The organism is Spirosoma knui (genome assembly GCF_054780635.1).
Genome location: NZ_BAAGVY010000001.1, coordinates 277,986 through 298,351, shown reverse-complemented (window position 1 = coordinate 298,351; position 20,366 = coordinate 277,986). Strand labels below are relative to the sequence as shown.

The 20,366-nt window shown below is 50.4% G+C and carries 17 protein-coding genes; 7 read left to right on the top strand and 10 right to left on the bottom strand.

The annotated features are described in order from the left end of the window. Positions 1 to 201: 201 nt before the first annotated feature. Positions 202 to 1,515 carry a PQQ-dependent sugar dehydrogenase gene (locus ACYVIY_RS01220; RefSeq protein WP_460974420.1) on the top strand — a complete coding sequence of 438 codons (1,314 nt, stop codon included), beginning with the start codon at positions 202 to 204 and terminating at the stop codon, positions 1,513 to 1,515. A 53-nt stretch (positions 1,516 to 1,568) separates the two neighbouring features. Here the strand turns inward: ACYVIY_RS01220 and ACYVIY_RS01215 are convergent, their stop codons facing one another. The 3 genes from ACYVIY_RS01215 to ACYVIY_RS01205 all read right to left on the bottom strand — a co-directional run bounded on the left by ACYVIY_RS01215 (position 1,569) and on the right by ACYVIY_RS01205 (position 4,561). Further along, on the bottom strand, positions 1,569 to 2,345 hold the full coding sequence (locus tag ACYVIY_RS01215) for a DUF2490 domain-containing protein (protein ID WP_460974418.1): 777 nt from the start codon (positions 2,343 to 2,345) through the stop codon (positions 1,569 to 1,571). Between the two features lie 196 nt (positions 2,346 to 2,541). Further along, positions 2,542 to 3,681, bottom strand: coding sequence for a DUF1624 domain-containing protein (locus tag ACYVIY_RS01210; RefSeq protein ID WP_460975134.1), 1,140 nt, complete (start codon positions 3,679 to 3,681; stop codon positions 2,542 to 2,544). Positions 3,682 to 3,763: 82 nt separating this feature from the next. Continuing rightward, on the bottom strand, positions 3,764 to 4,561 hold the full coding sequence (locus ACYVIY_RS01205) for a DoxX family protein (protein WP_460974417.1): 798 nt from the start codon (positions 4,559 to 4,561) through the stop codon (positions 3,764 to 3,766). 446 nt (positions 4,562 to 5,007) lie between these two features. Here ACYVIY_RS01205 and ACYVIY_RS01200 point away from each other — a divergent pair, with 446 nt between their 5' ends. Beyond that, the gene (locus ACYVIY_RS01200) at positions 5,008 to 5,997 is read left to right on the top strand and encodes a sensor histidine kinase (protein ID WP_460974416.1); all 990 of its coding nucleotides are present in this window, start codon (positions 5,008 to 5,010) and stop codon (positions 5,995 to 5,997) included. Further along, on the top strand, positions 5,984 to 6,700 hold the full coding sequence (locus ACYVIY_RS01195) for a LytR/AlgR family response regulator transcription factor (RefSeq protein ID WP_460974415.1): 717 nt from the start codon (positions 5,984 to 5,986) through the stop codon (positions 6,698 to 6,700). Before ACYVIY_RS01200 ends, ACYVIY_RS01195 begins: the two co-directional genes overlap by 14 nt. Positions 6,701 to 6,855: 155 nt before the next feature. Here the strand turns inward: ACYVIY_RS01195 and ACYVIY_RS01190 are convergent, their stop codons facing one another. After that, complete coding sequence (locus ACYVIY_RS01190; protein WP_460974414.1) at positions 6,856 to 7,266, bottom strand: hypothetical protein; 411 nt, start codon at positions 7,264 to 7,266, stop codon at positions 6,856 to 6,858. A gap of 598 nt (positions 7,267 to 7,864) precedes the next feature. Here ACYVIY_RS01190 and ACYVIY_RS01185 point away from each other — a divergent pair. Then, positions 7,865 to 8,059 (top strand): hypothetical protein, encoded by a 195-nt coding sequence (locus ACYVIY_RS01185; protein WP_460974413.1) that lies wholly within the window; start codon positions 7,865 to 7,867, stop codon positions 8,057 to 8,059. Between the two features lie 54 nt (positions 8,060 to 8,113). Here ACYVIY_RS01185 and ACYVIY_RS01180 read toward each other — a convergent pair whose 3' ends face one another. Together ACYVIY_RS01180 and ACYVIY_RS01175 are read right to left on the bottom strand one after the other, a co-directional pair. Continuing rightward, positions 8,114 to 8,968 (bottom strand): pirin family protein, encoded by an 855-nt coding sequence (locus ACYVIY_RS01180; RefSeq protein ID WP_460974412.1) that lies wholly within the window; start codon positions 8,966 to 8,968, stop codon positions 8,114 to 8,116. Between the two features lie 101 nt (positions 8,969 to 9,069). Next, positions 9,070 to 10,002, bottom strand: a complete 933-nt coding sequence (locus tag ACYVIY_RS01175) for a sugar phosphate isomerase/epimerase family protein (RefSeq protein WP_460974411.1) — start codon at positions 10,000 to 10,002, stop codon at positions 9,070 to 9,072. A 215-nt stretch (positions 10,003 to 10,217) separates the two neighbouring features. Between ACYVIY_RS01175 and ACYVIY_RS01170 the strand changes: the two genes are divergently transcribed. Continuing rightward, on the top strand, positions 10,218 to 11,339 hold the full coding sequence (locus ACYVIY_RS01170; protein WP_460974409.1) for a WG repeat-containing protein: 1,122 nt from the start codon (positions 10,218 to 10,220) through the stop codon (positions 11,337 to 11,339). Between the two features lie 211 nt (positions 11,340 to 11,550). Beyond that, positions 11,551 to 12,426, top strand: coding sequence for an alpha/beta fold hydrolase (locus ACYVIY_RS01165; protein ID WP_460974408.1), 876 nt, complete (start codon positions 11,551 to 11,553; stop codon positions 12,424 to 12,426). Positions 12,427 to 12,487: 61 nt separating this feature from the next. Here ACYVIY_RS01165 and ACYVIY_RS01160 read toward each other — a convergent pair whose 3' ends face one another. From ACYVIY_RS01160 to ACYVIY_RS01145, 4 genes are read right to left on the bottom strand one after another with little or no spacing between them, the layout of a single operon-like run. Next, on the bottom strand, positions 12,488 to 13,126 hold the full coding sequence (locus ACYVIY_RS01160) for a response regulator (RefSeq protein ID WP_460974407.1): 639 nt from the start codon (positions 13,124 to 13,126) through the stop codon (positions 12,488 to 12,490). 8 nt (positions 13,127 to 13,134) lie between these two features. Next, positions 13,135 to 14,994, bottom strand: coding sequence for a sensor histidine kinase (locus ACYVIY_RS01155; RefSeq protein ID WP_460974406.1), 1,860 nt, complete (start codon positions 14,992 to 14,994; stop codon positions 13,135 to 13,137). 50 nt (positions 14,995 to 15,044) lie between these two features. Further along, a complete protein-coding gene (locus ACYVIY_RS01150) occupies positions 15,045 to 16,916 on the bottom strand; it encodes a sensor histidine kinase (RefSeq protein WP_460974405.1) in 1,872 nt (623 codons plus the stop codon). Between the two features lies 1 nt (position 16,917). Next, positions 16,918 to 18,828, bottom strand: coding sequence for a sensor histidine kinase (locus ACYVIY_RS01145; RefSeq protein ID WP_460974404.1), 1,911 nt, complete (start codon positions 18,826 to 18,828; stop codon positions 16,918 to 16,920). 237 nt (positions 18,829 to 19,065) lie between these two features. On the opposite strand from ACYVIY_RS01145, the gene ACYVIY_RS01140 reads away from it, so the two are divergent. Then, on the top strand, positions 19,066 to 20,313 hold the full coding sequence (locus ACYVIY_RS01140; protein ID WP_460974403.1) for a serine hydrolase domain-containing protein: 1,248 nt from the start codon (positions 19,066 to 19,068) through the stop codon (positions 20,311 to 20,313). Positions 20,314 to 20,366: the final 53 nt, after the last annotated feature.

The window sequence follows — 20,366 nt, the reverse complement described above, 5'->3', positions numbered from 1 at the left end:
ATTCGCGTCAGCGAAAGGCTCATTTGACTGTTCGTCAGATAGGTGAGCAACTCCGGTAAGATCAGGACCTGAGGTTCGGGTTTTCACTATCAGCAAATTCGCCTGAACAGCGACCGAACAAGCGCGCTCGGGGTCGGACAAACAATGCCCTTCATCGTATGGTTAAAGGTTGGTATATACACCGGATATGTTTACTCAACGATGAAGACAAGACACATTCTTATAGGTGGCGCGCTGGCGATCGGCCTGGTTGCCTGCGGCAAAAAAGAAAACAAGGAAGAAGGCGAAGCCGCCACCGTGGCCACCGCAGACACGGCGCTCAACCTGCCCGCCCCTTACGCCACGAAGTCCGCGACTCATTTTACAAAAGTGATTGGCTGGCCTGCGGATAAAACACCGACCGCCCCTGCTGGCTTTACAGTAACGAAATACGCAGGCGACCTCGTTAATCCCCGCTGGACATACGTAGCTCCGAATGGAGATATACTTGTAGCCGAATCAAATACGGAGCCCAAAGGCACCAAAAAAGTGAAAGCGGTGGTGAGTGGGCAGGCCAAATCGCAGCGTATGGACGAAAGTGCAAACCGCATTACGCTATTGCGCGACACGAATAAAGATGGGAAGCCTGATGTGCGCGAAACGTTCCTGACCGGCCTGAACCAGCCTTTCGGTATGCTCATTATCGGTAACGCCTTTTACGTGGCTAATACCGACGGAATAATCAAATTTCCTTATCAGACCGGGCAGACGAAAATCACGGGCAAAGGGGAGAAGATTAAAGAACTGCCCGCAGGTGGCTACAATAACCACTGGACCCGTAACCTGCTTGCCAATGAAGATGGCTCCAAGATCTACGTAACGGTTGGATCGGGGAGTAACGTACAGGAACATGGGCCTGAAAACGAAATCAGACGCGCTAACATTTTAGAGATCAATCCCGACGGCTCGGGCGAACGCATCTACGCCAGTGGCCTTCGTAATCCGGTCGGTATTGACTGGCAGCCAGGCACAAAAAAGCTATGGGCCGCCGTTAACGAACGCGACGAACTGGGTGATGAGCTCGTACCCGACTACATCACCAGCGTGAAAGAAGGTGCTTTCTATGGCTGGCCCTACTCCTATTACGGGCAAAACGAAGATCCCCGGCTTAAAGGGCAACGCCCTGATCTGGTGAAAAAAGCCCTAGTACCCGACGTACCGCTTGGAGCGCACACGGCCTCGCTTGGGCTGGCCTTTTATGACAAAGACGCGTTTCCTGAAAAGTACCGCAATGGCGCGTTCGTTGGGCAGCACGGCTCCTGGAACCGCTCGGCGTTTTCGGGGTATAAGGTCGTGTTCGTTCCCTTCGCCGATGGCAAACCGGGTAAGCCCGAAGATTTCTTGACAGGTTTTCTGAAAGAAGGCAGCGACGATGCCTACGGCCGACCAGTAGGTGTAACGGTTATGCCCGACGGCTCACTGCTGGTTGCTGATGATTCGGGCAATACATTATGGCGAGTAACCCCAGCGCGTTAATCCAGCGCATCCTTACGAAATAAACAGAGCGAGCTCGTGAGGGCTCGCTCTGTTTATTTCGTAAAATCGAGATCATACATCACATTGAGCCGGAAGCCATTGTTCATCTCGAACACACGACTGTTTGTAATTGGATCGGCTTCGGCATGCTGTGTAATCTGATACAGGTAACCGAGTTCCAGTTTGAAATTCTTTTGAAACTGATACCCAACCGCCCCATAGATCCGGTTCTGGTTGAACGTATTGTAGCCAACGTTTGGACCAAAACTAATAAAGAGCTCATCGAAGAAAGAAAGGTAGAACTCGCGATCATCGAGGGTACGTCCCTGCAGGGGTAAAGTAGCTGCTAGCTGATACCGAATGCGGTTCTGATATTCCCAGCCCGTGATCCGGTGCGAACCATCTTCGGCAGCCTCGCCGATCCAGCGCTGCTCCAGACGAAGCCGGTGTTTCAGCGCCACAATGCCTACAGCATCCGATAACTCAATGTCCTCATGCAGGCGATGTTCGGGGAAAGGCACTCCGGTATCTGCGGTAGGGTAGTCCCCGTAAGGATACGTAACGAAATACGTATACCCACTGCTTACGGCGATTCGGTCATTTACGGCATAAACAGCACTCAGCCGGGCCAGCGACTGCTGCCAGGATTTGCCCCAGTTCACGCGTCGCCACTGGTATTCGGTATGTATCGCCCATTTCTGACTCACTTTGTGATCGCCGTTATAGACAAACCAACTGATCTGATTGTAATCGTTCAGCCGACTTTGCTGCCCCGAGGCCGAAAAAGAAAGTAAACTCAAAAGTGCTATAACCAGGATGTATCTGCGCATACGTATTGGCTTCCGCTCCAACAGAAGCTACCTAAACAACTACTGTATACCACTCCGGGACAGTAATTTTATTCACAGGCACAGATCAGCGACGTAATAACCGCTTTTAATTGACGTAAGAGTCAAGCTATGAGCAATAGGGTATGAAGAAGAGGGCGTAGGATTTTTGTAGCATATACTTTGAACAAGTATTCGTTCACAGATAGGGCAGCCACCAAACGTTAGGGTTGTCTTTTTTATAATTGCCATACCATCGGCAAAGCGGATAAAGCATCGCTACGAGCACAAGCCAAACCAGAATGACACCCGATAGACCTAGTCCAGACCCGGTTGCCGGGCGACCGAACTGAAAGGGGCCAAACAACAAATCGTTCCAACGATACCCCTGGGCATACACCATTGCAAAGACGAACACCCGAATTAAGTAGAGGTGAAGCAGGTAATAAAAGAGGGGTACCCTACCATATACAGATAGTACCTGCCGAACGACTTCATGCCATTTATCGACAACCCTTAACAGGATAAAGAGGATGCCCAGAAACAACAAAATAAAGTCTAGCGATGGCGGATACTTTGTGACATTTACAAACGACAACAGGGTTAGCGTCGTGCTCTTCTCGACCCGCCAGGGGATCGGGTCACCATATCCGTTTAGAAAGCGCAGCCCAAAAAACGAGATAAGCAACCCTACACCTACAGTCAGCAAAATCCGGTTTCGCTCTGCTCTGTTTCTTTCGAACACCTCACCCAACGAATACCCCAGCAGCAAAACGGAAATCCAGGGAACAAGGGGATAGGCAATGAAAAAGGTGAAATCGGGTGCCCCCTGCAACGGACCGGGGATAAACAGAAAACTCCTGGCGGCATCCACAAACGCAATATCAGACGCTGGCACAAACGAAAGCAGATTGTGGGTAGCCAACATGACGGCTGACACGACGCCAATGGCCCTAGGAGCAATTCGAAGTAAGGCCGCCAGAACGACAAACCCTACGCCAATGGCCGCAATTACCTGTAGCATCAGCAGGCGAAACTGAACGTCGAACCAAAGGGCAAAATTTACCAAAGTGAATTCCAGAAGGATGAGCCATAGCCCTCGCTTGGCTAAAAAAACAGCTTTTTCGTTTCCTTTTCTCCGAACGGACAGCCACACCGATACCCCCGATAAGAAGACAAAGCTGGGCGCACAGAGGTAGGTTATCCAGCGCGAAAAGAACAGGGCAGGCGTAGTGGTCGCTAGATCCGTTGGGCTTTGCGTTAGTGAAGAAACGTGCATCAGATCCCTGACGTGGTCAAGAGCCATGATGATCATTACTAATCCCCTGACTATATCAATGGATGATACTCTACCACTGGTATTCGCGCGGATGGGCGACCAGGTTTCTCATGTCACGATCATACGTTCAGTACTTAAAGGACTATAGAGTCGGCACCTGATCACGTTGCTTGTAGAAGTCTGCCAGCAGTAACGCTATTCCACTGAAGGCAAGGCATTCCAACGAGCTAATCGCAGCAATGGCATTGTCTGCTGAGTGGTTAATGGCGTCTGGTATGTGCAATAACACCAACCACGAAAGCAGCATGATGGCTAGCAAAAGCATGATCAGCGTTGCCCTAAACCCCGTTACGATCGATAAACCTGAACCGATCAGAGCCAGGCCGGTTGCGTAGGTCCAAAAAAGCGGGGCCGGTATCCATCCAGGAACCATCGACTTAACTAACTCGGAGTAGATAAAATGATCGATCCCGAATAGAATCAGCATGAGTGCGTATACGTATCGGCCATAAAGCGCTATACGGGCCAACTGCTTGGGCAGTTCGGGCAACCCCGACGTTATGGATAGGGCGAATGCACCACCAGCCAGTGCCATCAGCTTGAGGGTATCTGTCCAATAGCCGAGAATTTCGGGGTGGTGAACCAGTCGGTTGGGCAGATGTCCGAAAACAACAAAAAGGATAAGCAGGATCGCTAAAAAGAATGAGAGTGTTTTTGGTTTCTGATTCAGCAGGATACCTACGCCAGCCACCGTCAATACAGCCCCTACGGCGTAACCGAAACCAGGCCATACTTCCTCGGCAGGCAATGGTGCAATAAGAGGCTGGAGCCCAGGAAAAAAGAAATGGATCAGACCGATACCGACAATACCCAAGGCAAAAAGACCTCTTCCGATCGAGAGGAACGTTGTAGCCTGCTGATCTATAGTAACGTAGTTCATGGTAGCTGCTGGCATTTGCTTTTTTCCTTCATGCCGGGCAAAGCAAGCAAACATTACCATCTGGTTCAGTATCGATCAGGCCAATAGCTCGTTGGGCTACCTCAAAGCCGAGTTGTAGCCCCTATTAGTCATTGACGCTGCCTGGTCTTGTATTCACGGAATAAAACCACCTGTTCACGGGCAAACACCGAAGTGCTGGTTAGAAAAGCTTATTTTTACCTAGATGCGTGGCCGCTATTTATGCCTACCAAAAGGAGCCAATAGCCACTAAATCCAATCAATTGATTACCAAAGCCATATTGTCATACTGTCTGTTACTCGAATACACCCATCCAAACCAACATCTTCTCTCTACTTAGTCCCGTGGCTTTTCTATGTTGAACAGCAAACCTAGACGGATCGGTGCTCACCTACTATTCTGGATACTTTATATCCTCTACGATACGATGAACGCCAGTTGGGGTGAGCATGATTACTTTGACTTCTCGCAAATTCATAAGGTATGGGCCAATGTTCCGCTCACCATCGGTGTCGTCTACCTGAACCTGTACGGGCTGATGCCCCGGTATCTGTACTCCCGGAAATACGTGCAGTATGGGCTAAGCCTGCTGGCCGTGGTGCTTGTTTACGCCCTGTTGACCCGATTTATTGGCTACCAGTTTTGGTTGCCCTGGGATAAACAACATGCGCATTCGTATTACGTCATGGAGCCCAAAAATTTCTTTGTTCCCATTCGTATTGCCAGAAATGCGTTCCGTCTGTATCCAATCATGGCCCTCACTATGCTGATCAACGTATTGAGGAATTCGTATGGTAAAGAGAAACAACTCCGGATTGCGGAGTCTGAGCGCTACAAAGCAGAGTTATCCTACCTAAGGGCTCAAATCCATCCTCATTTCTTCTTTAATACGCTGAGTAGTCTGTATGCGCTAACCTTAAAGAAGTCAGACCGGGCGTCGGACGTAGTTATGCGGCTCTCGGGACTGATGCAGTACATGCTTTACGACACCAACGCAGAGCTGGTTGTACTGGAAGAGGAAATAACCCAACTTAAGAATTACATAGCCCTCGAAGAGTTGCGCTTTGCCGACCGGATTGAGTATTCTTTTCAAAGTTCGGGGGCGGTGGAAAGGAAGCGGATTAGTCCGCTGGTGTTGTTACCCTTCGTGGAGAATGCGTTTAAGCATAGCCTTAGTCACGAATTGAACAAAGCCTGGGTTACCGTTACGCTTAAAGTGGTGGGCTGTCAATTGTATTTTAACGTAGAAAATAGCCGGGCCGGGGCGAGTGCCTCTCCGTCGCGGCAGGGCATTGGCCTGATGAATGTACAGAAGCGACTGGCCTTGTCGTACCCCGGTTGCCACGAATTACGTATCAGCCAGGAAGAGAACACATTCAGCGTAAATCTAACCATACAACTCCATGAAGAAGGTTAAATGCATCGTTGCTGATGATGAAGTGCTGTCGTCCGAAGTCCTGGAAAATTACCTTTCCAAATTGGACAACTATCACTTGCTGGCAACGTGTAAGAATGGAATAGAGGTATTCACCGCACTCAAAACAGGCACTGTCGACTTATTATTTCTCGACATTGAGATGCCCCAGTTGACCGGGCTCGAATTAGTCAAAAGCCTGAAAACCGTCCCACCCGTTATTTTCACGACCGCCTTCCGTGAGTATGCCGTGGACGGGTATGACCTTAATGCCATTGATTATCTGCTGAAGCCAATTTCTTTCGACCGATTCCTGCGGGCTATCGATAAGTTTGAAACGATGGCCTTACCAGCAAATCCCCGATCGTATCAGCCACAGACGGTGTCGATTGGCGCAACTGATGCCTTCATCTACGTGAAATCTGCCAAGAAAACGATTAAAGTTTTTCTGAAAGATATTCTTTTTCTGGAAGGGATGAAGGAGTCCGTACGGATTAAGACGGTTCATGGCGACATCGTTACGTATCAGACTCTTCAGGACTTCGAACAGCGGCTGGCCGACGCAGATTTTTTAAGAATTCATCGCTCGTTTATCATTGCCATGAATCGAATCCGGGCGTATAGCACGACTCACGTTGAGATAAACGAAATCGAATTACCCATCGGGCAGTCCTATCAAAGGTCCGTACGAGATGCACTTAAATGATGATCTCCTCTTGCTAAACCAGGTCAGGCTGACTTAGAAGCCGTAGTGGCATACAATCCGCCAATCTGTTGTTTGTGCCAAAAAGATTACCTGCTTATAACACAAAACGGTCTGTATAAACAGACCGCTCTGGAAGTGGATTACTTCTAAAATAGCTATTTCGGAGCGCGGGTAAGCTGCCAGGTTCCGGTTGCCTGTCCGCCGTTAGCCTCCCAGCTTCCTTTCAGCGTTGGGTCGGTTAAGGTGCCCGAAAAACTGACGTCTCCGCCCGACGGATCGCTGTACGAAGCACTTAACTTTCCGTTCCGCCAGTTGGCCGTCTTGAGGTCAATGGGATACTTGTTGCCGTCATCCGCCAGCATAATAATCTGCCCACCGAGCTTATTGGAAGCGTCTTTGTTAAGAACCAGCTCGAACTTCCCCGATGAAGCACCGTCAAACGTTCCGGTCCATTTGCCGACAACCGCAGCCAGTGAATCAGTCGTTGAGGCAGTTGTTTGTGCCGATGCCGCCGTATACGTAGCGACAATTGTGAGCAGCAGTATAGCTAAAGCTTTACGTAACATGGTTAATGCGTTAAGTGAATAGGTCGAATTTACAAAAAGATGCTTTTAGTCTGATAAAGTTGCATAACCTCCCTTAATTAAGCGCAACAACAATTAGATTAACTTAAGAATCGCTTGCACAATCTGGCTTTCCACTGATATATAATAGGCACTTATTGCACTATACCTATAAATACAAACTTTTACAGGTAGAGAATCAGTTATATACTGTGTACAAGCTAACTAGTATTTGAATAATTAAATGTTGATAGCTAGCTAATTATATCTAAAATGGAAATTACACAATCTTATAAACATAGTAATAAAACTAAAGCCGCATTCATCAGCATTTGGACTTTTTTACGATTGTATACCAAAGGGTTTATCCAGGCAAATGCAAGTGTGTTTGAGGGCTTGACCCGAATGGCGGCCCCTTGGGGCGGTAACTGGCTAGGCTCTACAGATCGTTACGGTAACTAGTCTGATCATCTTATACGCCCACAAGCCTCGCATCGGCACCAACATCACTTTCTTTCAAAGACTGCGTTAACGACTATTCCCTTACGGCTGGTGTGCTGCACGCCCGAACATCGTTAATGTACTTAATCAACCATACATCATGTCACTACATCAGCAAGTTGCTTCATTACAGCAACAACTTAACTCACTCACGGAGCAATTATCAACTCTAATTCATCAGGTCGATCAGGAGTCTGTAAAATCAAAGCAGGTCCACCGATTAAAATCCGAAGTGGGCATAAACCGGTACCGGGCGATTCATGGTAAACCATCACGATCGGGTAAGGCGCTATAAACGCCCTATCCGGACGTATCGACCCGGTAATCGACAGTCGGCCCTTAGGTATCCTTACTGATTCCAGGTGCCGAATTTACCACGCCGGTAATCGTCGTATGCCTCCATAATTTCCTGCTGGGTATTCATCACGAATGGCCCCTGAGACACTACCGGTTCATTGAACGGCTCGGCATGGCCGAATAACAAAATACTGTCTTCACCCGCGGTCAGTGCCAGTTCTTCTCCATCCCGATTAAATTCGGCCAGCGAAAGCGCTTCCACATCAGTGCCATTCGCCGTAATAACGCCTTTGATGACGTAAAAGAAGAGGGTATGTGCTTTAGGAACCTTGAGGTTCAGGCTACCGCCGGGTTTAAAATAAATGGTGCTCAGGTGTACGTTCGTGCTGGAATCAAACGCGGCTTTGTGCCCATCCCAATCACCAGCAACCAGATTAACCGTTACGTTACCGTTATCTAAAGTTAGGCTTGGAATGTCATCCCGCTGTAAGCCTTTATAAAACGGCTCGGTCATTTTAAGCCGCGCTGGTAGATTGAGCCATAGCTGAAGAATTTCGAGGGGGCCACCTGTTTCTTTGAATGCATCCGACGACACTTCAGCGTGAATCAGACCCCGCCCGGCGGTCATCCACTGCACACCTCCCGCCGTGATTACGCTATCGTGCCCGCTGCTGTCTTTGTGCGCAATGTCGCCCTCGAGTATGAACGTAACGGTTTCCATACCCCGGTGCGGGTGCGGTCCGAAAGGCAGGCCCCGGTTCTGCGGCTTGTAAACCTGTGGCCCATGGTGGTTCAGGAACAAAAATGGATCGAGGTAGTCAATCGAACGAGTCGGAATGGCCCGGTACGTAATCAGATCGCTGATGGGCGCATATTCAGCTTGATGGATGCGTTTTATGGTGATCATGCGAAATCGAGCCGTCTGGCGGTTGGTGTTCGCTTAATGAACTGATGATCGCCTGTGCCGGTTCAAAATCGGGCTTATCAACAAGTTGACGTGGTTCTGCTTTAGGCCAGTTCGATCTTAGCTTCAGCAGCTTTATTTATCACAAACTGGCGCGCTTCGTCGTATTCTTCCGGCGTGCGTAGATGCTCGAGCAGTAAAGGGACATCCTGAGGTAGGGCTGACACATTCCGTAGATACGTACCGTAATCCAGACCGCCCCGACCGGGCATAGTTTCGGCAAAGTGGCCATCTTTCCCGTATATGTCTTTGGCATGGGCGGACACGATCCAGCGACCCAGTTTACGGAACGTATCGTTGATCAGCGCCGTATTGTTATAGTATCGATCGGGGCTGTTGATGATATTGGCGATGTCGATGTGAGCGGCAAAAGCTGGGCGGTCGATCGCCTTTATGAACTTAAGGTACGAATCGGCCCCATCTGGCAGGCTCCAGCCCATCATCTCCAGCGCAAACTTTGCCTGCTTCGGCTTCACCGCATCAATCACCTTCCGGCAGTTTTCAACCGTTGCGTCGAAATACTCCCGGCTCAGATTACGGGCGTCGGGGCCATCCCACCGAACGGGGTTATACGACCCACCGATGTTCACACAAGTAAGCGCGCCAACTGCCTCGGCTAAGGCCAATCGTTCGGTAACGTAGTCGAGGTTCTTCCGGCGCTTTTCGACATCCTGATCCAGCATGTTCGCCCAGGCCCCAACTTCGGCAATGACAATATTCTGGGCGGCAAACGCTTTGCGAATGGCAGCAATGCGGGCCGTATCGATCAACTCAACTTTGGGTACATAAGCCGCACTGTAGCGCAGCCGTCGATGCTCGCGGGCCTGCTCCTCGGGGTCGTCGCTTTTCAGGAAAATGGGACCGCCCAGCCGTAACGCTTTCTGGGTAAAGCCGAATGCTGCGTAACGTAGCGTCAGCAGGTTACCCGTTAACGCAGCCGACGACACTAAAAACGTACGACGAGACACTGATTTCATACGTATTCACCAACAAAACTTTCCTGGGTAAAGGATTAACCGCATTTGGTTTACTGTCTTTCGCCTATCAATGCCCCGTGGTCCAGCACGACAAACACAGATCGATCACGAACTCGTTTGCCGTTTACACAAAACGCAGGCGCTCAGACGGACAGGAAAGCAGGGCGCCATATTTCTTTGTACCTGATTCACAAGCAATACAGAAACAACAACGAATGAAAATCGTCTACGTTATCGCCGTGTTGGGCTCGCTCTGGGCCGTTCAGTACGTATGGCAACTGGTACGCCAACGCACTGACCTGACCTCAGCCCCACTCACCACTCAGGAGCAGCAGGCTATTCCAGCGAATGCCTTATTCCCGATTCCGGTCAACGGTAAATGGGGTTACATGAATGGGCGGAAGCAAATCGTTATTACGCCAGCCTATTTTATGGCCAGCGACTTTCAGGAAGACCGCGCCATTGTGCAGACGCTGGCTGACGACCCTGATCATAATCAACGTTATACGGTTATCGACGTAACCGGCAAAACGATCACCGATCAGCCCTACGACCGCATTCTGGATTATAGCGAAGGGTTGGCCGCTGTGCAGAAAAATGACAAATGGGGCTTTATCGATAAGCACGGGAAGCTAGTCATTGCGCTGCAATACGAAGACGCGGGTTATTTTTCGGAGGGCCTGGCCTGCGTGAAACAACAGGGCAAAAACGGGTTTATCGACAAACAGGGGACTATGGTCATTAAACCGCAGTTTAAACGATCCTGTTATGTATCGACGTTCAAAGATGGGTTGGCGGCTGTGTATACCACCTACGACAACGGCCCGTCTGGCTACATCGATCATACGGGTAAGTTTGCATTTCCGCCGGACTTCTCGTTTGTCGAGCCGTTTCGCGATGACCGCGCTTTAGTAACCTCGACGGAAACAGGAAAGATGGGCTTCATAAACCGCGAAGGCAAATGGGTCATTGAACCAACTCAGTACGAAGACGCCCATGCGTTTCGCGAGGGGTTAGCGACCGTAGCGTCGTTATCAGCTGACCGCACGCGCTGGCAGTGGCGACTGATCGATGCGACCGGCAAACCCATTGCGGAGCTTCCCAAGTATCGATCTGCGGGTGTTTTCGCGCAGGGGCTATGCGCCGTACAAAATGACCAAAGTCGCAGCTGGGGCTTTATTGATCGACAGGGCCGGGAAGTAATTCCAACAACCTATACCGGTCTGACCTCAATTTTTCGGAATGGGCTGGCTCGTATGGAAACGGGCAGCTTATTCAAAGGGCTCGAAACTGTTTACATCACCCAAAGCGGAAGCGTTTTCTGGCGGGGTAAATAACCCAATCTAAAGCTAAATCGCCGTTGAACTGGCGTAAACAGTCTTCAATTCATGCACACTTTGGCTCAACTCATCGATCCAATTAGCGGATTGATAGCGATTAAATTCACTACGTAGCAGATTCGGGCTACCTTAGCTTTAATAAGGCTTCGATGGCTGCCTGCGTTATCCGTATCGGTACTATGGATACAGCCCCAGTTTGCCAGCGTTCGTGAACAACGAACAGACGAATAACGTAATGACTAGTAGCGGAGTAATCGACATTCAGGGGTTCAATCTAGGATATAGCATTGAAGGTAAGGGTATCCCGGCGCTGGTAATTGGTAGTGCCACTTATTACCCGAGAACCTTTCTGAACGAGATTCGGGAGCACCTGCAATTGATATTTATTGATCATCGGGGTTTTGTTCGACCGCCATCTGCCGAGTTGACCACCGATGATTATGAGATAGGTGTATTATTGGAGGACATTGACGCCATGCGGGCCGCCCTGAACGTAACTCGCTGTGTAGTCATTGGTCATTCGGGGCATGCGTTTCTGGCGCTCGAATATGCCAAAGCCTATCCGCAACACGTATCACAGGTGGTTATGATCGGTGCCAGCCCTGACTACAGTGAGGCTACCACCCAGGCAAGGCAGGCCTTCTTCGATCAGCACGCAACGCCAGCCCGAAAATCGGCTCTTGAAAAAAGCATGGCCCTGTTGCCCGCCCGGATCATGGCCCAACCCGACCGGCGCTTTATTCACATGTGCGTTTGCGCCGGTCCGCTGAGTTGGTACGACTATACGTTCGACGCCACTACGTTATGGGAAGGTGTGTATACCAATATGCAGATCTTGGATTACGTCTGGGGCGTAGTGTTTCGGGATATTGACATAACGAAAGGACTTGATACGTTCGACAAGCCGGTATTTCTGGCGCTGGGCAAGTATGATTACCTAACGGGCTTACCTTTTTTGTGGAATGATGTTCGGCCTCAATTCCAAAACCTGACCGTACACGTATTTAGCAAGAGCGCCCATACGCCCCAGTTCGAGGAACCCGATCGCTTTAACAAATCGCTGCTCAAGTGGCTTTACAAATGATTCGTTAGTCGGAATAGGCGATACTCTGTACGCCATGCATCGATTCTACAGGAGCAGCTAGTCAGGCTAGTCCATGCTCCAGGGCAAATTTGACCAAGTCGGCGGGTTTGTTGATACCTAGTTTCAGGTTTATGTTGTTGCGGTGTGTCTTGACCGTCGCTACGCTTAGGAACAGTTTTTCGGCAATTTCTTCGTTGGTGAAACTTTGCCCTACCAGACCGATGATTTCAAGTTCGCGTTTCGTGAGTTGAAATTGCTTCATAAACGAATCGTCGGCGTGCATATTCACTTTGTGCGCCTGAGTCAGTTTCGGGTCGTAGTACGTCTTGTTGGCACTGACGGTCTCAATGGCGTTAATGACTTCGTCGACACCCGAATTTTTTAAGATATAACCCTGCACACCCATCTTTTTGCAATCGTCCACGAACTTCCGATCGTTATACATCGTCAGCACGATGATTTTAACGGTCGGGGCGACGCGTAGCAGTTGAGTCGCTACGTCCAGCCCGTTGATGTACGGCATGTTGATATCCAGCAGCACTACGTTGGGCATCAGCCGATTGACGGCCTCCAGCACATCTTTTCCGCTAAACACCTGCCCTACTACCGCCAGGCTCGGTTCGGTGGACAGCATCATTTTCATACCGTCGTTGAACAGCTGATGATCGTCAGCAATTAAGATTCGGGTTTGTGTTTCCATTGAGTTCATTATTGGTATGGAATCTCGACGATCGCCGTTACGCCGTGTGGGCTGGCATCCACGTCAAGCTTTCCCTGGATAAAATCTACTTTAGAGCTCAGGTTATTGTAATCCGGCATTCGCGGACCATCGTCTTCGGTGATGAAGCTCAGGTGATCGTGATTAAAAATCAGTTGCACCGTTGCCTGCGTAGCGGTGGAGTTTTTGAGTATATCGTTGATCAGTTCGGACGCGATCCGGAACACCTGTACTTCCGTCGATGCGTTGAGCCGACGTTCCGTACCGACTACCATGTATTCGAATTGGATGGGGCTAGTATCAGCCACTTTATCAATAGTTTCGGCCAGTGATTTTGACAGACCCAACTGCGCGAAATTTTTTGGCATCAGGTTGTGCGAAACCGTGCGCAGGTTCTCGACGGCCCGGTCTAACAGCTTGCGGGCTTCGGCCAATACGGGAAAGCGTTCGCTGATTTCAGGCTTGCGAAGCGCACTCGACAGATACCCAATAGCCGTTGACAGCATCGCCCCTACGTCGTCGTATAAATCTTCGGAAATTCGATTTCGCTCGATTTCGAGGGCGTCGATGATCTTCCGCGACTGTTCCTGTTCGCTTTGGTGGAGAGCTGTCAGCAGTTGTTCGTTTTGCAGCTTGTACTTCTGAAACCAGAAGTAGAGCACGCCCGACGACAGAACCAGTAGATCGAATAGAAAATTAATAACGACCACTACGTAGCTATCAACCTGGAACAAAGGCTCCTGCCCACGGGTAAAGGCCAGATTGATGAAGAAAACAAGCAGGTAACCGATAAGCTGAAGCACCAGCGTAACAGTGTAGAAGATGACTACATTTTCGCGTCGGCCAATCCGCTCAAAGATGGACCAGAACGCCAGCACGATGCTGATGATCATAAACACCAGCGTCGTGTTGTAGGTCCATTGGAAATGGTTGTGCGGAAACACATCCAGCACCCGCAAAAGGATGTTGAGCGCCAGGATCGTCAGCATACTGTATTTGAACGTCTGCACCGCCCAGAACGCCCGGCTATGCGCTGCCCGCTGGCCGATAAAATGCTGCATGAACTGCAACTGAGCCAGCATGATCAGCCAGCCCGACAGTAGTGCCGGATCGAGCCGGTTGAAACCCGGCGAATTGGGCCACAGGTACTGAAACCCTAATCCGGATTGAGCCGATATATGAAAGGCAATCGCCACAATCAGCCCCACGAACCAGAAGTAGACAGTCTCCCGGGTAGCCGCATAGGCCACGACGTTGATCAGGAAAATCAGTACACTCAGCCCGGTCAAGATCCCCCAAAACAGATAGCTTTTTCGGTCGGCCTGCTCAAAGACGTCGGCCTGCCACAGACTAGCCCGCACGCCCAGTACCTCGTACCGCTTGGCAACCATTACGTAAATGTCGGTGGGCGTTTTCTCATCCAGGGCCACCGGAAAGATCCAGTTGTTGCTGGGGAAGCCTCTTGAATTGAACGGCAGCGCATCGCCCGTAATCACCTGCTTCACCAGCCGGTTGTTAACCACCTGATAAAACCAGAAATCGTTGATTCGCGGATTGTCTAGTTCAACGAAAACAGTACGTGACGCTTTAGACGCCAGGCGGAAATGCAGCCAGTGGTGCGATGCCGTATATCCCCGGTTCAGTACGCTGGTCGAAAGGTCGTTGAAAGCCCGCCGTTTTTCCAGTTCGACGATCTGGCGAATGGTGAGTTTAGCCAATGTATCTTCGTAATGGGCAACAAAGCCGTCCAGCGCCAGGTGCTTACCCGCTTCAACCCAATACGTTTTATGGGCCTGCGACCAGGTAGTGCTCAGCGTCAGCAACAGCAATATGTAACCTATCCTTTTCAATGGCAGCGGGCTTTAAACAAATGTAGACCAGGGCTGCGCCCTAAAACATACTAACTTGTTTGTATTTTTTGAGGGAATAAAATGGTTACGACTGTGCCGTCAATACCAGAGTTGACCGTTACCTCAGCCTGTAGTTCGCGGGCGCGGGCGTACAGATTTCGCACACCAATGCCACCCGTCGCTTCGGCCACAGCCGTATCGAACCCCTTTCCGTTATCGCTGACCGTCAACGAAACGCTCTCGCTGTCGGCACTGACTACTACGTTGGCCTGGGTTGCGTTTGCGTGTTTGATGACGTTGGTAATCAGCTCGGTACCAATCCGGTACAGTTGAACTTCCTGACCAATCGACAAGAAGGGTACGTCGCCGGTTTGCGTAAATGTAAAGGACACTGGCTGCGTTCGGTTCAGGTGTTGAATCAGCTCAAAAAGCGAAGCTGCCAAACCCTTTTCGGCAACAACAACCGGCAGACTATTCTGTATGATCTGGTTTAAATCGGTGTCAACTTTCTGGATTAATCGTACGGACTCAACCAGTTTCGGCGACGGAGCAACGGCTGCTAACGTCTGTTCGGCTTCCTGAAGTTGCCGACCTATATTTGAACGTAACAGGCTGTGAATCTGCTGCCGCTCAGCGTCGAGCACCTCGATAATCCGCTGGTTAGTTTCCTGGCGTGCCTGGGCCAGGTTGATTGTCAGTTGTTGCTGCTCACGAAGCGATTGACGATAGCGATACGCCAACAGATAAGCAAAGACTACCAGATCAATGAAAAAGATTACCGTTAGGATCAGATACGGATCAATGAAGTAGGTGCTGTTGGCCAGATACCGCATCGTACTCTGGATAATGTTAATCAGCTGACAGGCCGTTTGCAGGGCAATTCCAGCTCCATATAATTGCCTTAATTCATCACCTGAACGCAGGCCCACGATGGCAGTCCATACGAATAAAACCGCCATTATATTCGCTAACATAGCATGAATACGTGTGATGGTAACGACCGTTTCGGGGTACTGCTGCGGAATAGCCAGCACTTGCAGTACGATAATGATCAAGGAGCCTGCCCAGAAGACGTATTTCATGACCTGCGTAGCCCGGAAAAGGGGTTTGCTTTCCTGGCGTAGATTCAGAAAATACTGCTGAAACTGTAGCATAGCCGGGATGTAGAGCCATAGCGCCTGAATAACCGGATCGGGCGCGTTCAGAGCCGGAAGAGCAGGCCACAGGTATTGAAAGCCAAGTCCTGTGTCAGCCGCCTGCCGCAACGTAAGGCCGAGTACGTAGAGCGCATACCATAAATACACTCGATCGCTGGTTGTGCCCCAGTAAATGAAATTGAGCAGCACCACCAGCACCACTACGCCCACAAAAATGCCCCACAGAAAATACGCCCGCTGTTCTTTGTCTTCAAAATCGCTGGTGCGCCAGAGCGTAATTTCAGTAGCCAGGTTTTCGAATCGCTTGTCAATCCGGACGTAATACTCGATGGTTTGGTGGGCGTCGAGATAAATCGGGAACGCCAGGCTTTTGGTGAGAATGGGCCGCTGTACAAACGGTAGCCAATCGCCGGTTCTGGTCACGGAAATCAGTCGGCCGTTTTGTACGGCTAGTACGTCCAGGCGGTTGATTGTGTGATTGCGGACGTCGAGCGTAAGCTCCCGAGGTTTATCATCAGCCGATACGCGAAACCGGAACCAGTGCATGGACTCGGTATAACCGAAACTCTGCCGACGCAGCCGGACAGGCTTGAAATCACGTACCTGCATCACCTGCCGAATGGTGGCCCGCGCGGTGGTATCTTCCCAGTGAAACAGGGAGAGCGGCTGGGCGTTTATCGACTTGACGGACTGGGCATGGTACCAGGCAAGACCTGAAATAGACAGGACCACAACCGCAAATAATCCGATCAGATTGCGAACCATATCAGGGAGTGGAAAGGGGAATACTAACCATAACCGAATGGCCCTGCTCATTGGCGTCGATCAGCAGATCGGCGTTCAGATACTCTGCTTTCGTGTGGATACTGCGCCAGCTAGTAGCTGTATCCTCATCGTTGGTATTCAGGCCATTGTCCTCAACGGTCAGGTTCAGCCGGTCGGGATGATAAATCAGTTGCACGGTCGCTTCGGTCGCATCCGGACGCTGTTGAACCCGACGAAGCAGGTCAGTAGCCATACTAAACACCAGCATTTCGGATTGGGCATCCAGCCGTTTTATCTCCCCTACACTAACAAACTCAACCTGCGTATGGTCACCCGCTACGTTCCGGATGGTTTGTTCAATCGCTTTTGCCAGCCCGATCTGCTCAAAATGACGAGGCATCAACTGATGCGAGAGGGTCCGTAGTTCGTGGGCCGCGTGGTCGAGCAAAGCCTGCGAATGAAGCAAAGGAGTCGATGCTGAGTCGCGGCTAAGCATCGACAGGTAGCCTTTAGCCGTCGCTAACGTAGCACCAACATCGTCGTGGAGGTCCTGCGCCAGCCGACGTCGTTCGTCTTCCAGGACGTCGATCACGCGCCGTTGCGACTCCTGCCGGGCTTCGAGCAGGTTTAGTTCGAGCGCTCGATTGGTCTGCCGGAAAGAATTGTAGCGATAAGCTAATCCGTATGAGAAAAAGACGATGTCCAGAAACACCGTTATGCCCATAATCACGTACGTTTCAATATCGAATGGCAGCGCCCACCCCTGGTTTTGGCAAAAGTTAATAAACGCCACGATTAAAAATCCCGTGAACTGAATAATAAGCGCATACACATAGTACCGGATTATTTTATCCCCCTGTTGTTGAGCACTCCGCCGTACCGATTCATACAGACTGATGGCCGTCAGCAGCAGTAGTATGATTACGAAATAGCGGGTAGCCGACGAAATCAGGTTGTATAGGTACGTTTCGCGTCCATCAAGCTCAATAGCCTGAATACCAACAACCAGTAGTAAGGTGCCAATGACTACAAATTTGAAGAGATTTATCCAGCGAAAAACACGGCTATTTTTGGCGGTCTGGTGAATAAAAAACTGCATAAAGGTGATCTGTGCCACCATAGCCGCCCAAACGTAAAGATAGACAGGACTGTACGCATTGATTTGTGGCGTATCAGGCCAGAGGTACTGAAACCCCAGCCCGGCATCGGAAAACAGATGCATGGTCATAAAATGCAGATACAACGCGTACCATAAGTAAATGCGGTCGCGGGTGGCGAGCAGCATGACCAGCGTAACAACCAGTACAATGCAGATGACGCCGATGTAGATGCCCCAGATAAAATACTCGTCGCGGTCGATGTGCGAAAATACATTGCGGGGCCAGAGCCGGATGAAGAACGAGAGAATGGCGTTGGGCCGGTCGAATCGCAGGTAGTATCCGGCCTTGCCGCCTGCCGGTATGCGCAGGGGAAACACGTAGTTATTGTTTACGTACGGCCGCCTGCTAAAGCGAAACCGATCGCCCGTCAGCGCCACTGATCGCACTCGTTGGTTGCGAACTTCGAATAACTCAACCTGATCGATGTTGGCGTACTCAATTTCGAGCATCAGATCGGCCTGCTGAACCGATTCCAATTCAAAATACAGCCACTGAACCGAGGTATTGTAGCCGAAATCCTGCCGAAACGTAGGGCTAACGGAAGGCGTAAACTGGCTTTGTCCGCGCCGATGAATTACCTCTCGAATGGTAAGCTTTCCCGTCGAATCTTCCAGGCGATACAAGGCATTCCTGAGCGGCAACTCGCCAGACGGCAACGTAGAGGCCCCGACCAGCAAGGGCTGTTGGTCGGACTGCGACCAACCCGCACGGGCTATTCCGAGAAACAGCCACAGAAACCAGACGTATCTCATTCGGCGGGATAGGTTAAGGTTGCCAGCCTATCCGGCAACGCGCTTACGCTCTTATTCGTCAGCTTGTTAGAGAGGCCAACCAGACAGACATCGGTCAAAAGAAACTTATTTCTCCAATAAATACAAACAAGTTGGTATGGAAACACCCCTACCCAATCGTCCACCTTTGCATTGTTCAAAACGACACAATATCAACTTTTTAACTGCGGACTTACCCGCATTACAGACACAAACAACATGAAACGCTCCGTTAATTTCCTGACTGCATTAGTCCTCACTGCCGGCCTGCTGACGCTGGCTGGCTGCGACAAACTCGAAAACCAGGTACAGCCACTCGATGCCGCCAGCGGTGCCCGCGTTGGTGACATTGGCGACATCAGCGCCCACGGCTTTGACGCCCTGAAACTGAAAAGCAAAATCGAATCCTTTATGAATTCGCAGAATCTTACGGGTTATGCGTTCAGCATCTTTGTCGACGGCAAACGGGTGGTATCGGCTGAGGGGAAAAGCGGTCTGGCTCGCAAAGCCGTGAATGCACCTGAGTTTGCTCATGCCCCTTGGGTACGGCAGAAAATAGCCAGCTGCTCGAAGTACATCACAACGCTGGCTATGGTTCGGATGCTGGAACGCGCCAATGTAAGCCTCGACAGTCCGATCTGGCCCTACCTGCCAACCTACATGACTCCCTCAGCCGGTGTTCGCCAGATTAAGTTTCGACAGTTGCTTTCTCACCATTCAGGACTGGTTGGGGGGGTAAACGACATAAACATTACGCTGGCCAAGATGCAGCAGTCGGTCGAGGCCGACAATAGTGCCTTATACGACACGCGTCAGTACAACAACATGAATTTTGCCCTCTGTCGGCTCCTGCTGCCGTATGTTTACTGGAAAGAGGTATTGAAGCTAAGCCCACAAACCCTAAAAGGCAAAGAAGCCAATCAAACGAATCTGGACACAGAGCTAGCCACTGTTTTTCTAAACTTCGTTCGCGTAGACGTCTTCAAACCGGCGGGTTTAACCGGCTGGGAATTTCTGGGCGCTACCGATCCATCCAACGCAAATCCACCCATGTATTACAGTACTAACTCGTCGGCCTCCGTGGGAGTAAACAGCGCCTATAATGACATTCTGCACCTGGGTTCGGGCGGGTTTATCATCAGTGCCTTCGAACTGGCTCAGGTTGTATCGGCAGCCCGGCAAAACAAGATTGTATCGTCCACGAATATGACCCAGATTCGAACCGGCTACAAAAATCGGCCACTCGGCTTCGACAATTTTAGTACGGGCAAATACGGAGACTATTATTTCAAAAATGGCGGCAACACTTGGGTTTCTAACGGTAATTCGGGCGGAGTCGCTACGTTGCTGGCTGACTTCAACTGCACAGCCGCCAACGTACAGGTAGCTGTGGTCACGAATCAGAACGAGAGCAACGTATCAAGCTTTGGCTGGCTCCAGACCGCGTTCGAAAGCTCCTGGAAATAACGACACTATATACGTATCACCGAGCCGCCCTGACTGGTCAGCTCGGTAATACG

Excerpts from the sequence above, each read along its gene's own strand:
- ACYVIY_RS01215 (WP_460974418.1), bottom strand. The coding sequence starts at position 2,345 with ATGCGCAGATACATCCTGGTTATAGCACTTTTGAGTTTACTTTCTTTT.
- ACYVIY_RS01220 (WP_460974420.1), top strand. The coding sequence starts at position 202 with ATGAAGACAAGACACATTCTTATAGGTGGCGCGCTGGCGATCGGCCTG.
- ACYVIY_RS01205 (WP_460974417.1), bottom strand. The coding sequence starts at position 4,561 with ATGAACTACGTTACTATAGATCAGCAGGCTACAACGTTCCTCTCGATC.
- ACYVIY_RS01180 (WP_460974412.1), bottom strand. The coding sequence starts at position 8,968 with ATGATCACCATAAAACGCATCCATCAAGCTGAATATGCGCCCATCAGC.
- ACYVIY_RS01145 (WP_460974404.1), bottom strand. The coding sequence starts at position 18,828 with ATGAGATACGTCTGGTTTCTGTGGCTGTTTCTCGGAATAGCCCGTGCG.
- ACYVIY_RS01160 (WP_460974407.1), bottom strand. The coding sequence starts at position 13,126 with ATGGAAACACAAACCCGAATCTTAATTGCTGACGATCATCAGCTGTTC.
- ACYVIY_RS01175 (WP_460974411.1), bottom strand. The coding sequence starts at position 10,002 with ATGAAATCAGTGTCTCGTCGTACGTTTTTAGTGTCGTCGGCTGCGTTA.
- ACYVIY_RS01185 (WP_460974413.1), top strand. The coding sequence starts at position 7,865 with ATGTCACTACATCAGCAAGTTGCTTCATTACAGCAACAACTTAACTCA.
- ACYVIY_RS01195 (WP_460974415.1), top strand. The coding sequence starts at position 5,984 with ATGAAGAAGGTTAAATGCATCGTTGCTGATGATGAAGTGCTGTCGTCC.
- ACYVIY_RS01170 (WP_460974409.1), top strand. The coding sequence starts at position 10,218 with ATGAAAATCGTCTACGTTATCGCCGTGTTGGGCTCGCTCTGGGCCGTT.
- ACYVIY_RS01200 (WP_460974416.1), top strand. The coding sequence starts at position 5,008 with ATGAACGCCAGTTGGGGTGAGCATGATTACTTTGACTTCTCGCAAATT.
- ACYVIY_RS01150 (WP_460974405.1), bottom strand. The coding sequence starts at position 16,916 with ATGGTTCGCAATCTGATCGGATTATTTGCGGTTGTGGTCCTGTCTATT.
- ACYVIY_RS01140 (WP_460974403.1), top strand. The coding sequence starts at position 19,066 with ATGAAACGCTCCGTTAATTTCCTGACTGCATTAGTCCTCACTGCCGGC.
- ACYVIY_RS01190 (WP_460974414.1), bottom strand. The coding sequence starts at position 7,266 with ATGTTACGTAAAGCTTTAGCTATACTGCTGCTCACAATTGTCGCTACG.